This is a genomic window from Asticcacaulis sp. AC460, assembly GCF_000495795.1.
GTDB lineage: Bacteria > Pseudomonadota > Alphaproteobacteria > Caulobacterales > Caulobacteraceae > Asticcacaulis.
Window position 1 is genome coordinate 52,007 of sequence record NZ_AWGD01000021.1, and the last position, 16,319, is coordinate 68,325.

The window sequence follows — 16,319 nt, forward strand, 5'->3', positions numbered from 1 at the left end:
GATTTTAGCGGCCATCGTTGCTTTACCAGGGTAAATTTCATCGCCTAACGTGCTGAAGACGGTGTTGGGTTCCGGCTTCCGCCGCCCATGGACGTGACATGGAGGCTAAACTATTTCGCGATGGGGGTTATGGTCTGCCAGCCGAGGTCGGTCAGGCCTTCCAGAGGCTGGTAGCGCGCCTTGTAATCCATCTTGGGCGAACCCTTCACCCAGTAGCCGAGATAGACATAGTCATAGCCGGCGCGGGCCGCCTGGTCGACATGGTCCAGGATGATGTAGCGGCCCAGCGACCGGGTCATCAGGTCGGGATCGTAGAAGCTGTAGACCAGGGAGAGGCCATCGTTCAGGGCGTCGACCAGCACACAGGCGACCAGGCGGCCGTCCATGCGATATTCGATCAGGTGGGTGCGGACCAGGGTGTCTTCGACCATGGCCACCAGGTCGGGCCAGGTCATGTCCATCATGCCGCCATCGGGATGGCGCGCCTTCAGGTATTTCTGCAGCAGGTCGAACTGTTCGCGGCTGGCCTCGGCCTCGACAAAGGTCTTGGTCAGGTCGGCATTGGCCTTCATCACGCGCTTGTCGGACTTGGAAAAGTCATACCGCCGCACAGGGATACGCACGCTCTGGCAGGCGCGGCAGGTCTGGCAGGCCGGACGATAGGCGATGTTCTGCGAGCGGCGGAAACCGATGGCCGAGAGCTGGTCGTTGACGCTGATGGCTTCCAGCGGCGGCAGGTGGACGAAGACCTTACGTTCCTCCTGACCCGGCAGGTAGGGGCAGGGACCGGGAATGGTCAGATAGTATCTGAGTTTTCGCCCTGGAAAATGCTCACTCATGGCCCTGTTACTCTACTGCCCTGCGCTGGGACTCGTGGTCCTTCAGTTGAACCCAAATCCTAGCACGGGGCAAGATCATTGTCGAAGCGCCTTCTACAAACCCGTGTTTTGCGGCAGGACCGGTGCTTCGCGCAGGAGAACAATGGCGATGCGACGGTTGCCTGCCAGGGACGGGTCGTCTGGATAAAGCGGTTCCTTGGCGGCCTTTCCCTGGATCTGGGCGATGCGGTCCTGGTCGACGCCGGCCGATTGCAGCAGGCCGCGGGCGACGTCGGCGCGCTGGGTCGACAGGCCCCAGTCCTTCGGGTTCTGTGTACCCGAGCCGGCGACGCCCGAGGTGTGGCCAGTGATCGAGACACGGTTGGGCAGGGTGTTGATGACCTTGGCCACCGCACGCAGCAGGACCTTGGCGCGATCATTGGGGACGGCCGAGTTTTCACCGAACATCGAGCGGCCTTCCTGATCAACCAGCTGGATACGCAGGCCTTCCGGAGTCTGGTCGACGAGGATGTTTTTCGACAGTTCAGCGAGTTCAGGCATGTCCTGAAGTGCCTGACGTAAGGACTCAGCTGCCGACTGGAAGGAATTGTTTTCCTTCTTTTGCTGGTCATCCAAAGTCTCTGAAGGCGAACCCGTTGTCGACTGCTGGCCGGCATCCTTGGACTGACCGTCGCGATCCTGGGTGTCGGGCGGCTTGGGCGCCATCTGCTCAATAAAGGACATGGTGCCTTCGTTCTTGTCACCGTCTGTGCCGAGCGCGTTGCCGCCCAGGATACCGCCGGAGCCCGAGGTCGATTGCGACACATTGGCCGGGGCGAAATAGTCGGCGACACCGCGTTTTTGTTCCGGCGAAGTCGTGTTGATCAGCCACATCAGCAGGAAGAAGGCCATCATGGCGGTCACGAAGTCGGCATAGGCGACCTTCCAGGCGCCGCCGTGGTGACCGCCGCCACCGCCTTTCTTGATCTTCTTGATGATAATCGGAGCGTCGCGGCTAGCCATTCTCGGTCCCGGTAGATAGAGATTCGCCGACCTTAGCCGGAGTAAGGTTAAGAGGCGGTTGAGGCCATAAGCTTGGCACGGATTTTCCGTTGTTTTGGCCGGCGACCTGGGCTACCCGTGAGTGACGGCTTCAGGTGGGAAGATGATGGATAGCAAGAGCTTACGGCATACGTTGGGAACGTTCGCTACCGGGGTGTGCGTGATGACGACGCCCGATCCCGACATGGCGTCCGGCCAGGTGTTGGGGATCACGGCCAATTCGTTCAGCTCGGTGTCGCTGGATCCGCCGCTGATCCAGTGGTGTATCGACGTCAAGGCGCACCGCTATCAGATCTATGCCGACGCCACGGTGTTCGGTGTCAATATATTGAGCGCGGGCCAGGAGGCGCTGTCCCGGCGATTCGCCAAGCAGAATGCCCACATCGTCCCAGATGATATGCTGATGAGTGACGAGCATCCGCTTCGGATGCGCGAGGTCATCGGTTTTCTGGCCTGCGAGGTCTTCGATACACGGATTGTGGGCGACCATCTGGTGATTGTCGGCCAGGTGACGTCGTTTGACATGGACGAGGGACATGAGGGGCTGACCTTCTTCCGCGGCAGGTATGGCCAGATAGGAACCGTATCGTGAAACTCTGTTTTGCCGGTCTGGGCATTATGGGCGGGCCGATGGCCGGGCATCTGGTCAAGGCCGGTCATGAGGTGGTGGGCTTCAATCGCACCCATGCCAAGGCCTTTGACTGGGCGGCGGCGCATGGGGCGAGTGCGACCGAGACCATCGAAGCGGCGGTCGCCGGCGTCGACGCCTTGGTGCTGTGCGTCGGGCGTGACGAGGATGTGCGCGAGACGGTGACAGCGGCGTTTCCAGCCATGAAAACGGGCGCTCTGATCATCGATCACACGACGATTTCGGCGAAACTGACGCGTGAACTATCGGACATAGCTAGCGGAAAAGGCTTAGCTTTTTATGACGCGCCGGTGTCCGGCGGGCAGGCGGGGGCGGTGAACGGCCAGTTGTCGATCATGGTCGGCGGCGGGACGGACCGGTTCGGCGAGGTCGAGGCGCTGGTCAAGCCCTATACCAAGTCGATCACCCATATCGGACCCGCGGGCGCCGGCCAGACCACCAAGATGGCCAATCAGATCGCCATTGCCGGTGTCGTCCAGGGTGTCGCCGAGGCTTTGCATTTCAGCAAGTGCGCTGGGCTGGATCCGGAGCTGGTGCTGCAGGCGATTTCGGCCGGCGCCGCCGGGTCGTGGCAGATGTCCAACCGCTGGCCGACGATGAATGAAGGCAAATACGACTTCGGCTTTGCCGTCGACTGGATGCGCAAGGATCTGGGGATCGCTCTGGACGAGGCGCGGTCGAACGGTGCGCATCTGGTCCTGGCGGCGCTGGTCGACCAGTTCTACAGCGAAGTCCAGGCCATGGGCGGCGCGCGATGGGATACGTCCAGCCTGCACGCCCGGCTGGAAGCGCGGCGCGGGAAATAACGGCGGCTGGACAATGCCAGGGATTCGTTTTTAGTAAGGAATGCTGTTGCGGGGGCACCATGACGCAATTCTATGAGCTGTCGGCCGATAAGCCGGCTATGGGCCCTGGTGGCCAGATCATCGGGGATGACCGGCTGCTGATCCGCGCCGGCCTGATCTTGTTGGCCGTCATGACGGTGTGGAAGCTCTACATCGCCCTCGTCACCAATGTCCTGTGGGACGAGGCGCATTTCGTCATGTCCGGCGCCCATCCCGATCTGGCCTATCCCGATATTCCCGCGGGCTATCCGTGGCTGGCCTGGCTGGTCACCAGCGTTGGCGGGTGGAGCGTGGTGCCGCTGCGTCTGGTGGCGCTGGTGATCGCGGCGGCAATTCCATTCGCGGTCTGGTTTATGGCCCGGCCCGTGACCTCCCAGCGTAACGCTGTCTGGGCGGCGATCATCGCCCTGCTGTGTCCGGCGGTAACGATGAACGGGCCGATCTTCTATCCGGAAGGCGGGTTGCAGCTTCTGCTGGCGCTGATGGCCGGGTGCTTGTTGCGCGCCATCAGCGATAACGGGCTGAAGTGGTGGATAGGCGCCGGGGTGTGTGCCGGGCTGGGGCTATTGGCGCACTACCGATTCGTTGTTCCGGGCCTCGCGGTGTTCGCGTTTCTGCTGGCGCATCCGCTGGGACGCCGGCAGTGGCGCCAGCCGGGATTGTATATATCCGCCGGGCTGGCGGCCCTGGGCGTATTGCCGGCGATCATCTACAACGTCGCCAATGACTGGCCGGCGCTGCAGTTCCATGTGGTGCAGCGACCGCGGCTGGGGCTGGACCTGCAATTCGTCGTCACCTTGATCGTGACCCAGATATTCTTCGCCAACCCGCTCTTCTTCTTTGCCATGGCCGTCGGCGCCAAAAAGGCGCTGTGGGATGAACGCGACAAACCGGCCGCGCTGCTGGGTTATATAGGCGTGGGCATATTCGGCTTCTATGTCGTGCAGGCGCTGTTCAACAAGACCGTCATGATCCACTGGCCGTTGATGGCGTTCGTGCCGTTGCTGGCCTTTGTGCCAGGGGTGCTGATCGGATATGTTGACCGGGCGGCGTCCGACCGGGTGCGCCGTTTCCGCACCCTTCTGGTCGCGCTGGGGCCGGCGATTACCGTCGTGGCGGGCGTGGTGTTCAGCGTCATGGCCTATGTCAGCGCCAATCAGATGCAGATACCTTACAGCCTGCGCGAGCTCGATTCGTCGGAAACCGAAAACTGGACGCTGGCGGAAGGCGACCTGACCGCCGCCCTGGCGCGGGCGAGGACGCGGTTCGGGTACGATGTCTCTATCGCCGCCAATGGTCACAACAGCGCGGTGCGGCTGGAATTTCCGGCGGTCAAGGGGCGGCAGGTCTATGCGTTGAACGATCCGGATGACCTGAAAACGCGGTTTGTCCAGGCGCGGACCAAGTGGGGGTTGGACCGCGATTCCCTGGTCCGCGATCACGCCGGCAAGGGCGTGGTGCTGGTGCTGAACGCGCCGGACTATGTCTATCACGAAGGCAAGGCCGAGATCGATTTTTACAAGGATATCTGTGGTTTATTCGATGATGTTGAACCGTTCGGCGTGACCGAGCTGCCGCCCGGGCGCGTGGCGCTGCAGATGTATACGGCGCGGGTGAGGGCGACGCCTAAGCCGTTTGCCGGACCGTGCCCGCTGTTGCCATCGCTCTATATCGGCCAGCCGACGCGCGGTGCGTTCCTGACGACGGATGACAAGAGCAACTATTTCGGCGTCGCTGCCGATCCAATCGGCATCACCAGAGTCGATGTCCTGATCGACGGCAGGGTTGTCGCGCCAACACGCTATGGTCTCGACGACGAGCGGGCGCGGATGCCGGATGTGCTCGCGTTTGATCCCAACTATCCCAAGGTCCAGTTCGACTTCAAATTCCCCGATGGCGCGCTGACGCCCGGCGATCACAAGCTGTCGATTCGGGCCACGCGCAGCGACGGTACCACCGTTGATGGTCCGGCGCGCAGGCTCTACGTCAAGTGATCAGGCGGCGGGTGGGTTGAGGATGGCGTCGGCTTTGGCACGGTCTTCGGGTGACAGTTTCGCGCCCATCTGGGCCGCCGGCGCCACTGCCTTTTCCAGGCCAGACAATTCGGACAGTTTGAACCAGACATAGGCCAGGGCCAGGTCTTTTTCCCCGCCTTCGCCGGTCATCAGCATGGCTGCCAGGTTGAACATGGCGTCGGCGTCGCCGTTATTGGCAGCGACCTCGAACCACTTGCGCGCCATCACCAGGTCCTTATCCAGGAGTTCGCCGGTGTAGAAATAGGTACCGAGCGCGTTCTGAGCCGCCGGCTGGTCCTTCAGCGCGGCCTCCTTGTAGTAGACGAGGGCTTTTTGCGAATCCTGGGGCAGGGTGTCGCCCAGGTCGTACATCCGGCCGACCTCGTACAGGGCGTCGGGGTGGCCACCGCTGGCCGCCGCCATCAGCCATTGCGCCGCCAGTTTGCGGTCTTCCGGCACCCCGTCGCCCGTGTAGTAGATCAGGCCCAGTTCGTACTGGGACGGGGTAAAGCCGAATTCGCCGGCGCGTTTGTAATATTTGATCGCCTTGTCGATGTCCGGCGTCACTTCGAGGCCGTTTTGATAGATCTGGCCGAGGATATGAGCGGCCGGGATGAAGCCGATACTGTCGGCCTTTTCGAACCACTTGCGGGCCTCCTTGGCGTCACGCGGCACGCCGGCGCCGGTCAGATAGATGTTCGCCAGGGTCATGGTGGCGTCGGCGCGCGTGCTCAAGGCGTAGGGATCGGCCGGGTCGAATTTTTCCTCGTCCTTGAGCTCGAACGGGGCTTCGGCGACCTTCTTCAGCCAGAAGATACCCTTTTCAACATTGGCGGGCGTGCCCAGGCCGGCCAGGTACATCTTGGCCAGCATGAAGGCGGCCTCGTCATAGCCGATCTTCTGATAGGATTTTTCGAACAGTTCCAGGGCCTTGGGGTAATCGCCTGAGTCAAAGGCTTCGAAGGCCTGGGTCAGGGATTTGTCATGGCGCAGAATGGAGTTGCGGCCGGAGGCGGCGGCGACATCGGCCTGGGTACAGCCGCCCGGCGTCGTCGAGGTAAAGCGGTCGCCGGGTGAACTGCCCTGGCCGCTATTGTCCTGGGAGGCGTTGCCGAACGGCGCGATGTCGCGAACGCGGGCGCCGGGCCGCAGTGGATCGGTTTCGTCGCCGCCCGGATCGTTGACGGCGGAGTCGCGGTTGCCGCCGAAATGTTCGAGGTAGTCCTGCATGACGCCTTCGTCATAGGCGCTGAAGCCGCGCATAAAGGCGCAGGAACTGCCGGTGTGGGCGTCGATGCGGACGCTCTTGCGGTCGCGGCGGATTTTTTTGCCCTGGATGATCACCGACTGGGCATTGGGTGTTGCCGGAGAGGCCGGCGGTGGCGCGTTCTGGGCGAAGGCCGGTGCGGCGACCAGACAGGCGAGCAGCGACGCAGCGGCAAGATGGTGACGTTTCGGCATGACCCTTATCCCCCAGTTGTCATTCGGGGGATAATGGCCTTTGCCGCGTCATCGTCAAGCGAAAATGTTTATCGATGATTGAAGTTGATCAATTCTTCAACAGCTGGGCCACGTGCTTGGCGAAGTAGGTCAGGATACCCGACGCGCCGGCGCGTTTGAAGGCCAGCAGGGTTTCCAGAACGGCACGGTCATGGTCCATGAAGCCCTTTTCGACCGCGGCCTTGATCATCGCGTACTCGCCGCTGACCTGATAGACGAAGGTCGGGACCTTGAAGGTTTCCGAGACGCGCTGGACGATGTCGAGATAGGGCAGGCCGGGTTTGACCATGACCATGTCGGCGCCTTCGGAGATGTCGATGGCGACCTCGCGCAGGGCTTCGTCGCTGTTGGCCGAGTCCATCTGGTAGGTTTTCTTGTCGCCTTTCAGCGCCTTGACGCCGATGGCGTCGCGATAGGGACCGTAGAAGGCCGAGGCGTATTTGGCGGCGTAGGACATGATCAGGGTATCGTGGTGGCCGGTCGCTTCCAGGGCATTGCGGATGGCGCCGATGCGGCCGTCCATCATGTCCGACGGCGCGACGATGTCGGCGCCGCCTTCGACCTGGACCAGGGTTTGCTGGATCAGCATCTCGACCGTGGCGTCGTTGACGATGTTGCCGTCAACCAGAAGGCCGTCGTGGCCGTGGTCCGTATAGGGATCGAGCGCAACATCGACCAGCAGGCCGATATCGGGAACGGCGGATTTGATGGCGCGGCAGGCGGTCGGGATCAGGCCGTTCGGGTCGATGGCGGCTTTTGCGTCGGAGGTGCGCAGGCGTTCGTCGAGGTGCGGGAACAGGGCCAGGACATTGATGCCAAGGTCGCGGGCTTCTTTGGCTTCCTGCACGGCCTGGGCGATGCTGAGGCGATCGACGCCTTGCAATGAGGTGATGGGCTCGCAGGCGACGTCGCGGTCGTGGACGAAGATCGGCCAGATCAGGTCGGAGACGTGCAGGCGGTTTTCAGCCACCAGGTCGCGGGTCCAGGCGGATTGGCGCAGCCGGCGCGGGCGGGCGGCGGGGAAGGGGGCGAGGATGGGAGTAAAGCTCATGAGTTTCGCTTTAAGCTGAACAGCGAAGGTTGCCAAGGGTTTGAAGTGTCGGAATATGGGCAGGCGACAGTGCACCTGCCCTATACCCCTCCACCGCTTCGCGGTCCCCCTCCCCATTGTCATGGGGAGGAGAAGTAAGGACCAATTCAGTCTGCTTCATCTAAAGGGCGCCCAGTGACGTATGGGAAGAGTGGGGTGTTCACAACGGTGTCGCAGTTCCGTCTTGCGCAAACCGGCGGAACACACCACATGGGTCAGGAAGCGATAAACCGTGACACTTTTGTCTCCGTCACCGGTGACGCGCTCTTTATGTTAAGACTCTGTTGAGTACGCGAGCTTAGGCTCTTAAGCTTGGGTTAAGGCGGCGGCTGAGTCTTGTGAAGGAGTTATGATGTTAGAAACCCTGACCATTCCTGTCCTGCCGCTGCGCGACATCGTCGTCTTCCCGCACATGGTGGTGCCGCTCTTCGTCGGCCGCGAGAAGTCCGTGCACGCCCTGGATGAGGTCATGCGTGGCAACAAGCAGATCCTGCTGGCCACCCAAAAGAATTCTTCCGACGATGATCCCGATACCGACGCCATCTACGAAATCGGCGTGCTGGCCAACGTCCTGCAACTGCTGAAGCTGCCCGATGGCACCGTCAAGGTTCTGGTCGAAGGCAAGGCGCGCGCCCGTATCAAGCGTTTCGTCGGCACTGACAAGTACTATGAAGCCGAGGCCTATGTGCTGGAGGCCAACCTGTCGGAAGGTCCCGACCTGGAAGCCCTGGTTCGCGCCGTGTCGGAACAGTTCGAAAACTATATCAAGCTGAACAAGAAGATTCCGCCGGAAGCGCTTCAGGCAATTGGTGAAATCACCGACCCCGGCACCTTGGCCGATTCGATTTCGGCGCATCTGGTCGTCAAGATCGGCGAGAAGCAAGGCCTGCTGGAGCAGCTTTCGGTCACCAAGCGGCTGGAGAAGATCTACGCTCTCATGGAGGGCGAAATCTCGGTGCTGCAGGTCGAGAAGAAAATCCGCTCGCGCGTCAAGCGCCAGATGGAAAAGACCCAGCGCGAATATTACCTCAACGAGCAGATGAAGGCCATCCAGCGCGAACTCGGCGAACAGGACGAGGGCAAGGATGAGCTGGCCGATCTCGAAAAGAAGATCAAGGGCACCAAGCTTTCCAAGGAAGCCCGCACCAAGGCCATGGCCGAGCTGAACAAGCTTCGGCACATGTCGCCGATGTCGGCCGAAAGCACCGTCGTGCGCAACTATCTCGACTGGCTGCTGTCGATCCCCTGGGGCGCCACCAAGCCCAAGGCTATCGACCTGCAGAAGGCCGAGGACACGCTGGAAGCCGATCACTATGGCCTGGACAAGGTCAAGGAGCGCATACTGGAGCACCTGGCCGTCCAGGCGCGCATGGGCACGCTGAAAGGCCCGATCCTGTGCCTGGTCGGTCCTCCGGGCGTCGGTAAGACCTCGCTGGGCAAGTCGATCGCCAAGGCCACGGGCCGTGAGTTCGTTCGCATCTCGCTGGGCGGCGTGCGCGACGAGTCGGAAATCCGCGGCCACCGCCGGACCTATATCGGTTCCATGCCGGGCAAGATCATCCAGTCGATGAAGAAGGTGAAGACCACCAACGCCTTCTTCCTGCTGGACGAAATCGACAAGATGGGCGCCGACTGGCGCGGCGATCCCGCTTCGGCTCTGCTGGAAGTGCTGGATCCGGCGCAGAACTCGACCTTCAACGACCATTATCTCGAGGTCGATTACGACCTGTCGAAGATCATGTTCGTCACCACGGCCAATTCGCTGAACATGCCGCAGCCGCTGCTGGACCGGATGGAGATCATCCGCATCCCGGGTTACACCGAGGATGAAAAGGTCGAGATCGCCAAGCGTCACGTTCTGCCGACGCTGATGAAGGACCATGGTCTGACGGTCGACGAGTTCGTGGTGCCGGAAAAGGCGATCCGCGACATCATCCGCTATTACACCCGTGAAGCCGGTGTGCGGTCGTTGGAGCGCGAACTGAGCAATCTGGCGCGCAAGGTCATCCGTGACCTGGTGCGTGAGAAAGCCAAGTCGATCACAATCGATGACGAGCGTCTGGCCAAATATTCCGGCGTCAAGAAGTTCCACTACGGCGCCACCGACGAAACCGACCAGGTCGGCATCGTCACTGGCCTGGCCTGGACCGAGTTCGGCGGCGACATCCTGACCATCGAAGCCATCAAGATGGCCGGCAAGGGCGGGATGAAGGTGACTGGCAACCTCAAGGAAGTGATGAAGGAATCCGTCTCCGCGGCCAACTCCTATGTCCGCGCCTTGGGGCCGCGCTTCGGCATCATTCCGCCGGTGTTCGACAAGACCGACGTCCACGTCCACGTCCCGGAAGGCGCTACGCCCAAGGACGGTCCGTCGGCCGGCGTCGCGATGGCGACCGCTATGGTCTCGGTCCTGACCGGAATTCCGGTGCGCAAGGATTTGGCCATGACCGGTGAGATCACCCTGCGCGGCCGTGTTCTGCCGATCGGCGGGTTGAAGGAAAAGCTGCTGGCGGCTCTGCGTTCCGGTATCAAGACCGTTCTTATTCCCAAGGAGAACGAGAAGGACCTGATCGAACTGCCGGCCAACGTCAAGTCGGGGCTGGAAATCATTCCGGTGGCCCTGGTTGAGGAGGCGTTGCAGCATGCCCTGACCAAGCCGCTGACCCCGGTGGAATGGATCGAGCCGGTGATTGCCGCTTCGGCCACGTCGACCGCGGTGGATGACGCCGATAGTGCCACCGCGCACTGAGGATTGTCGTCTTGAAATAGATCAGAGCCGCGCAGCGATGTGCGGCTCTTTTTTATATGCGTTTGAGCTTCCGACTCCCCCTCCGTCTCGACGCGCTTCAGCCTTCGGCCTCCGCTTGCTCGACACCTCCCCCGCCAACGGGGGAGGATAAGTGATTCCTTTTACCATAAGGCTTTGGGCCGAAAATCGCTGCGCGACTGTACCGCGTGGTTCAATTTCCGCGATTTTCCGTGAACGGAGCCGTCAAAACACCGTGAAAACGCGCAAACCCTTTAAAAAACACGGTTTGCAGTGCAATAAATCGTGATTATTGCTTTGACGCTCGTTAATTTTTGTAGTCTCTATCGGCTTCACCCGACGGCGACTCAAAGCCTTGCTGGGCAAGCACCGACGGGAGCCTGAAGCTAACCGCCCTATCGTGGGTAAGGGAGAAAATAAAATGACGAAAGCTGAACTCGTGGCCGCCATCGCCGATCAGGCCGGTCTGACCAAGGATCAAGCCAAGAAGGCGCTCGACGCTTTCACCGACTCCGTTGTCGGCGCCCTGAAGAAGGGTGACGATGTCCGCCTCGTTGGCTTCGGTACCTTCCTCGCGGTCAAGCGCGAAGCCGGCACCGCCCGCAACCCGCGCACCGGCGAAACCGTCCAGCGTCCGGCTTCGGTCACCGCCCGCTTCCGCGTCGGTGAAGGCCTGAAAGGCGCTCTGAACTAAGGTTTTCACCTGAGGTCAGGTTTTACAGAGCCGTTTCCGCCAACCGCGGAAACGGCTCTTGACTTTTCGGGGGGCGCACGGCAAACGGAGCGTCCCTTTGCAGACTGGAAAGGGCGATTAGCTCAGCTGGTAGAGCGGCTCGTTTACACCGAGTAGGTCGGCGGTTCGAACCCGTCATCGCCCACCAGGCCGCTCATGCGAGGCATGAGAACCTGGTTTTTTTTAGTTGGCGTTCAGGCGCAGAGCGCCTTGGCGCCCAAAGAATCAAGAGAGTTGGGGCTGCGCTCCCGTTGGTCGCAAGTCTCTTCGCTCCAAAGGCCGCAGGCCCTGGACCCTGAATCGCTATAGCGTTGCCATGGGCTTATTTCCTAGAATTGCAGATCAGCACGCACCGGTCGGTGATCCGAGCCGATCGGTTCCAGAACCCTGAACCGGCCCGCCTTCATTCGCTGCGTCAGGATGTGGTCGATCTGGATGCCCAGAAATGATGCCCCCACAGGCCAGGTATAGGCCGCGCCCGAGCCTGACGGCCATTGCCAGCGGTCCTGGATCAAGGGCCGGATGTTCGATGACCACAGGGTGGTGTTGAAATCGCCGGCCAGCACGACCGGTTTGGTTTCGGTCCGCGCCGTCTCGGCAAGCTGTTGCAGGTAGATCCCGTTTTCGGCGGCCTTGTCCGACGATCCCGGCGGCATGGGGTGAACGGCATAGACAACATAGGTGTCGAACTCCGCCCGAATCAGCGGCAGGCGTTCAGGCCCGAGTTCGAGGATTGTGGCCTTCATCGGCGATTTGGCGTGGACGCTCAGGCCGAACGCGCCCCGGCCGGGAATCGTCTCGCTGTAGGGATAGACGTCTTTCAGGTGCTGAAAGTGCGCGATCCACTCCGGATCGGTCTCGCTGGCCACGACGACGTCGGCGTTCTCGCGCCGTATCAGGGCTTCGGCGCGGGTATATTGGGTGTTTTGGTAGAGGACGTTCAGCGACAGGACACTCAGGTTAGGCGTTTCGGATGCCGGCAGAACGGGCCGGCCGAACCAGCGCATCGCCATCGGCCCGGCGTTCAGGGTCGCGACCGCGGCGACAGCCAAGGTCAACTTCCAGGACAGGAAGGGCAGGCTGGCCACGACCAGAATCAGGGTTCCTACCAGCATCTGCGGCCGGAACGGCGCCAGCATTTCTCCCGGCCAGGGCAACAGACTCAGCAGGATGATGAAGGTCGCCAGCCCGCTAAGCAGGCACAGACCGATGAAACAGAACCGGCGCATGTAATCCCCCAAAAAAGAAGCCCTCTCCGGATACGGAAAGGGCTTCGATCATAAACGAAACAGCTCGCTTTAGAACTGGAACCGGGTCCGCAGCGCGATGCTGTAGTTGGTGTAGGTGTCCTGCTTTTCGTAATCGCCTTCGATGCCGAAATAGCTCCATTCATTGTCCGCCGAAACGCGGAAGCCGGCAATCGGGCCGCCGCCTTCCAGGTCGCCGCCTGTTAGGGTGAACGGCGCGCCGTTCTTGAACATGGCAACCGTGTCGGCGATTTCCGCCGAGATGTTTTGCTTGTAGCCGACCCACAGTTCCGGCTTCAGGAAGAAGCGTCCGTAGCTGAAGTTCAGCATGGCGGTCGAGGACAGCAGGTGACTATCGCGCTTGCCGATCGAAAGGTCGAAATAGTCGCCGCCGCCGCTTTCGGCATGTTCCTTTTCGCTGAGCGCGTAATAGTCGGCCAAGACCATCGGCGTGACACTGAATTTGCCCAGCTTGTAGTCGACCGAGGCCCCGACGCCGCCGCTGTAGGAGAAGCCGCTCCATTCCGCCTTCGACGTATAGGCCAGGGTGGAATTCTGACGCAGCGACTCGAAGTTGGTGAAGCCGATCCCGGCATGGGCCCAGCCCTTGAAGGCGCCCGTTTTCAGGCGCCAGTAGCCACCGACGGTGACGTCGGAGTTGATCATCTCTTCTTCGCTGACGGCGAAGGTGTCGGTCGGCGTCGCTGAGGTGTAGGACAGATAGAAGCCGACGGTCTGATTACCGTAGACCTCGGCTTCGCGGCCGGCGGCGAAGCTGAATCCGGTCGATTCAAAGCCAGCCGTGTCGGCGTAGTCGCGCGTGGTGTGGTAGCCGTACTCCTGGAGCCAGTATTGGCCGGCGTCATTACCCGGAATCAGGGTCAGCGAACCCAGCGAACGGTTCAGCGAGTGCGAGCCCAGCGAAAGGCCCAGGATATTTTCGCCCGAATAATCCGGGAGGTACTGATTGTAGACTCGATCGAAGCCTTCCTTGGTCATTTGCGCCATGACCTGGGTCTCGGCGGCGGAGTCCTTGGCGATGACGGTCAGCACAGGCACGAGGGCGGCATACTGGTTGTCCGAGAAGGCCGCTTCCGACTGGGTCTTGAGCCGCATATTGGCGTAGAGCTCGGTATTGCCGGCATTCTTCGACAGATTGGCTGTGTAGAGGTACGAGACGGTCGGCGTCAGGCCGCCGAGATCGATGCTGGAACCCGTCAGAAGCGTGAAGGTCTTCGGATCGGTGAACAGCTTGGTCGGTGCCAGATTCATCTTGGCGCCCGTGGCAAAGGTTACGGCCCCGGTTCCCACCAGCATCGGCGTTGTCGGCGTGGCGGTGTCGACCACCAGGCTAAGCGTACTGGTCGCGCCGACATTCACCGTCGTTGTGTTCAGGTGCGTTCCACCCAGGAGCGCAACGGCCCCGTCGGTGATGTTGAGCGCGACAGTACCGCCCGTGCCATTCGTCATCTTGCCGAAGTAGGTGGCCTTGTTGGTCACGGTGAAGCTGTTGGCGCCTGTACCATAGTCGATATTACCGACAATGTTGCCGCCGGACGAGGAGATGGCGTCATTGCCCGAACCCAGCAGAATGTCGCCCAGGATGGCCGGGGCAGGGATGTCTGTATCGGCTTTGGTGTCACCGGGATTGGTGTCGACCTGGGTCAGGGTCAGGCCTGCCGAGTTGGTGCGCGTATCAATAGCGATGGCCCGGTTGACCAGGGCTTCATTCACCGAGTCGCCATTGTCGTCGGCACTCGTCAAGCTGGCGCTGATCAGGCCATTGTTGGTGATGTTGATCAGACTGTTGGACGAGTCGCGGATGGCGACAGCCTTGTTCTGCGTCCCGGCCGATACCGCCAGAATACCGCCGCTGGTCTTGACATTGATCACCGGCAGGGTCGCCCCTGCCGCGATATCGATAGCCCGGGCTTCGCCGGCGACGATGTCGTAGGTGGTGGTTGTGCCCGAGGTGGTGGTCAGCAGGCTGCGGATCGCCGTTGCCTGCACCTTTCCGTCAATGTCGAGCCGGGGCGTGGTGGCGCCGCTGCCGACCAGCAGGCCGGTCGCGATGCCGCCAACCGCGTTGCCAAGGACCTGGCCCTTAACCTGAATACCATTGGCCAGGTTGACGGCGTGGCCAAGACCGCCCAGTTGGACGCCTGTGGCGTTGACATTGCGGTAGAGGCCGCTGCCATTGATGGTGCCGCGGATGGACAGAGCATAGTTGACGGTGGGGGGGCTGACGGCGCTGGCATTGTAAACCAGGCCACCGATGGTGAGGTCCTGACTGTCCGAGGCGATGCGCAAGGCCGGTTGACCGCCATACGAGGTCAGGGAAGCCGTCGTCTGGGTGTCGTCCGGGATGCCGTTACCGTCTTCATCCGTGCTGGAGGTCGAGCTGTCGCTGACGGTCGAGCCGATCAGGATGCCCTTGTCGACATTACCTCTGATATCGACCAAAACGCCGGATTGCCCCATGTCTTCCGGCGTCGCCAGGACCTTTTTTAGGGCGTCATTGGCCAGGGCGTCGATAGTCGCGTAACCGTAGCCTGTATAGCTGCCATCAATAATGACGGAACCATCGAATTCGCCGGCCAGTTTGACGGCGGAGCTGCCGGTGCCGTGGGTGGCGATCACGCCACTGAGATAGGTCGTGCCGGTCACTCCGTTTTCAAGGGAAACGGCGGTGTTGTTGTCGCCTTCCATCTTGATCCCGCCGTCCATGGTGAGATTGCCCTGGACGTTGTTTTCAAAGCGGATGCCGTAGGCATTGCTGCCTTCGACCTGAATGATGTTCACAGGCGTGCCGGTCGCAGTCGATGCTCCGGACTTGAACTCGAAGTTACCAATGAACGGCGTCGTGCCGGTGGACCGGATGCCGTAGCGCGTCTTGTCGTCGGCAAAGGGACCATCGAGGATGGTGTCCGTATTCTTGGTGTCGGTGGCCGTGTAGTCGTCGGTGACGGTGATGTTGGCGTTGACGATCAGGTCAGACGTGCGTCCGCCATCGATCAGGATGCCCGTCGAGCCCGCGGCCGACTTGGCCATATCGATCTTGCCGTTAAGCGTGACGTCATTATCGGAATTTACCGTAATGGCCGTGCCGCTGGTCAGGGTGATGCTGCCCGTGCTGCTGACGGTCAGGTCGCCTGTGGTCGTGGTGTTGACCGGCGCCGTCGTTGCCGTCGAGATCGTGGTGGCGGCAAGAGTCGGGCCGGCCAGGCTCAGGGCCGCAAGCGTCAAGCTGAGAGCGGTTGCGGTCATAAGTCGGTTTTTGCGCATATGCATAAGCTTCCCTGAGGTGCTCTTCGTCACGATTCATATATGTGGACGGCGTTTGTGTCGCCGCAGTGCCAGTAGCCACCTATTAACCTCAAAAGGCGCAGGCGAAAAGGTGCACGTCACAGATTCGTAACGTTCCATCACCTTTCCGCCACAGGCGGTCATTTTGGTTGTCAAACTTGAAAACAAACAGGGCTTAATTAAGGCACCTGCGACAGCAACGCCATGATTCCTTAGGGGTACGTAACAGGAAAGACGCGGTTGTCGATGAAGTATGATTTTGAAGTGGGGCCGATGACGGCGGGCCA

11 protein-coding genes and 1 tRNA gene are annotated in these 16,319 nt (G+C 61.1%); 6 read left to right on the top strand and 6 right to left on the bottom strand.

The features are described 5' to 3' along the window. Positions 1-110: 110 nt before the first annotated feature. Positions 111-839: an arginyltransferase gene (locus tag ABAC460_RS36550; protein ID WP_023453673.1), complete on the bottom strand. Its 729-nt coding sequence runs from the start codon at positions 837-839 to the stop codon at positions 111-113. Positions 840-932: 93 nt separating this feature from the next. Beyond that, on the bottom strand, positions 933-1,841 hold the full coding sequence (locus ABAC460_RS36555) for a flagellar motor protein MotB (RefSeq protein WP_023453674.1): 909 nt from the start codon (positions 1,839-1,841) through the stop codon (positions 933-935). A gap of 145 nt (positions 1,842-1,986) precedes the next feature. On the opposite strand from ABAC460_RS36555, the gene ABAC460_RS36560 reads away from it, so the two are divergent. The 3 genes from ABAC460_RS36560 to ABAC460_RS36570 are packed head-to-tail and all read left to right on the top strand — an operon-like array spanning position 1,987 to position 5,368. Continuing rightward, positions 1,987-2,472: a flavin reductase family protein gene (locus ABAC460_RS36560; RefSeq protein ID WP_031236811.1), complete on the top strand. Its 486-nt coding sequence runs from the start codon at positions 1,987-1,989 to the stop codon at positions 2,470-2,472. After that, a complete protein-coding gene (locus ABAC460_RS36565; RefSeq protein WP_023453676.1) occupies positions 2,469-3,335 on the top strand; it encodes an NAD(P)-dependent oxidoreductase in 867 nt (288 codons plus the stop codon). Before ABAC460_RS36560 ends, ABAC460_RS36565 begins: the two co-directional genes overlap by 4 nt. A 59-nt stretch (positions 3,336-3,394) precedes the next feature. Then, complete coding sequence (locus ABAC460_RS36570) at positions 3,395-5,368, top strand: ArnT family glycosyltransferase (protein WP_023453677.1); 1,974 nt, start codon at positions 3,395-3,397, stop codon at positions 5,366-5,368. Here ABAC460_RS36570 and ABAC460_RS36575 read toward each other — a convergent pair whose 3' ends face one another. Beyond that, on the bottom strand, positions 5,369-6,850 hold the full coding sequence (locus ABAC460_RS36575; protein WP_023453678.1) for an SEL1-like repeat protein: 1,482 nt from the start codon (positions 6,848-6,850) through the stop codon (positions 5,369-5,371). Positions 6,851-6,938: 88 nt separating this feature from the next. Next, positions 6,939-7,940, bottom strand: a complete 1,002-nt coding sequence (gene hemB, locus ABAC460_RS36580; protein WP_023453679.1) for a porphobilinogen synthase — start codon at positions 7,938-7,940, stop codon at positions 6,939-6,941. A gap of 391 nt (positions 7,941-8,331) precedes the next feature. Here hemB and lon point away from each other — a divergent pair, with 391 nt between their 5' ends. The 3 genes from lon to ABAC460_RS36595 all read left to right on the top strand — a co-directional run bounded on the left by lon (position 8,332) and on the right by ABAC460_RS36595 (position 11,627). Continuing rightward, positions 8,332-10,728, top strand: coding sequence for an endopeptidase La (gene lon / locus ABAC460_RS36585; RefSeq protein WP_031236812.1), 2,397 nt, complete (start codon positions 8,332-8,334; stop codon positions 10,726-10,728). 439 nt (positions 10,729-11,167) lie between these two features. Continuing rightward, entirely contained in the window at positions 11,168-11,440 is a 273-nt protein-coding gene (locus ABAC460_RS36590) for an HU family DNA-binding protein (RefSeq protein WP_023448659.1), read from the top strand. Positions 11,441-11,551: 111 nt separating this feature from the next. Then, positions 11,552-11,627 (top strand) — tRNA-Val (locus ABAC460_RS36595). A gap of 181 nt (positions 11,628-11,808) precedes the next feature. Here the strand turns inward: ABAC460_RS36595 and ABAC460_RS36600 are convergent. Together ABAC460_RS36600 and ABAC460_RS36605 are read right to left on the bottom strand one after the other, a co-directional pair. After that, on the bottom strand, positions 11,809-12,708 hold the full coding sequence (locus tag ABAC460_RS36600; protein ID WP_023453681.1) for an endonuclease/exonuclease/phosphatase family protein: 900 nt from the start codon (positions 12,706-12,708) through the stop codon (positions 11,809-11,811). Positions 12,709-12,777: 69 nt separating this feature from the next. Continuing rightward, positions 12,778-15,993, bottom strand: a complete 3,216-nt coding sequence (locus ABAC460_RS36605) for an autotransporter outer membrane beta-barrel domain-containing protein (RefSeq protein WP_235075806.1) — start codon at positions 15,991-15,993, stop codon at positions 12,778-12,780. Positions 15,994-16,319: the final 326 nt, after the last annotated feature.

Coding starts and splice junctions, on each gene's coding strand:
- ABAC460_RS36550 (WP_023453673.1), bottom strand. CDS start 839: ATGAGTGAGCATTTTCCAGGGCGAAAACTCAGATACTATCTGACCATT.
- ABAC460_RS36555 (WP_023453674.1), bottom strand. CDS start 1,841: ATGGCTAGCCGCGACGCTCCGATTATCATCAAGAAGATCAAGAAAGGC.
- ABAC460_RS36560 (WP_031236811.1), top strand. CDS start 1,987: ATGGATAGCAAGAGCTTACGGCATACGTTGGGAACGTTCGCTACCGGG.
- ABAC460_RS36570 (WP_023453677.1), top strand. CDS start 3,395: ATGACGCAATTCTATGAGCTGTCGGCCGATAAGCCGGCTATGGGCCCT.
- ABAC460_RS36575 (WP_023453678.1), bottom strand. CDS start 6,850: ATGCCGAAACGTCACCATCTTGCCGCTGCGTCGCTGCTCGCCTGTCTG.
- hemB (WP_023453679.1), bottom strand. CDS start 7,940: ATGAGCTTTACTCCCATCCTCGCCCCCTTCCCCGCCGCCCGCCCGCGC.
- lon (WP_031236812.1), top strand. CDS start 8,332: ATGTTAGAAACCCTGACCATTCCTGTCCTGCCGCTGCGCGACATCGTC.
- ABAC460_RS36590 (WP_023448659.1), top strand. CDS start 11,168: ATGACGAAAGCTGAACTCGTGGCCGCCATCGCCGATCAGGCCGGTCTG.
- ABAC460_RS36600 (WP_023453681.1), bottom strand. CDS start 12,708: ATGCGCCGGTTCTGTTTCATCGGTCTGTGCCTGCTTAGCGGGCTGGCG.
- ABAC460_RS36605 (WP_235075806.1), bottom strand. CDS start 15,993: ATGACCGCAACCGCTCTCAGCTTGACGCTTGCGGCCCTGAGCCTGGCC.